The sequence below is a fragment of the Halomonas sp. ND22Bw genome (assembly GCF_003011945.1).
GTDB lineage: Bacteria > Pseudomonadota > Gammaproteobacteria > Pseudomonadales > Halomonadaceae > Halomonas > Halomonas halophila.
Genome location: NZ_PXWD01001418.1, coordinates 1 through 250, shown reverse-complemented (window position 1 = coordinate 250; position 250 = coordinate 1). Strand labels below are relative to the sequence as shown.

Genomic DNA, 250 nt, shown 5'->3' with positions numbered 1-250 from the left:
AGCACCTTTTCGGGGCCGTTGGCGGGATCGTAGCCCAGTTTCTGCACCGGCAGCAGCGAGATCGTGACCGCTGCGAACCACGGTCGCATCCGGTCATAGGCGGCGGCGGGAACGCCGGCCTCGCCCATCGCCTTGGCGAAGGCGGGCCGGTAATTCGCGGGCAGCGCCTGCGTCAGCGGGGTGCCGGCGGCGGCGAACGCCTTGGCTGCCACCACGCGTTGCTGCGTCGCGGTGTCGGGCTCGACCATCT

General features: G+C 70.8%; 1 protein-coding gene. It reads right to left on the bottom strand.

Annotated features, from left to right (window positions below):
- A partial coding sequence (locus tag CVH10_RS22880; protein WP_146143324.1) for a TraB/GumN family protein occupies positions 1 to 250 on the bottom strand: 250 nt, incomplete at both ends.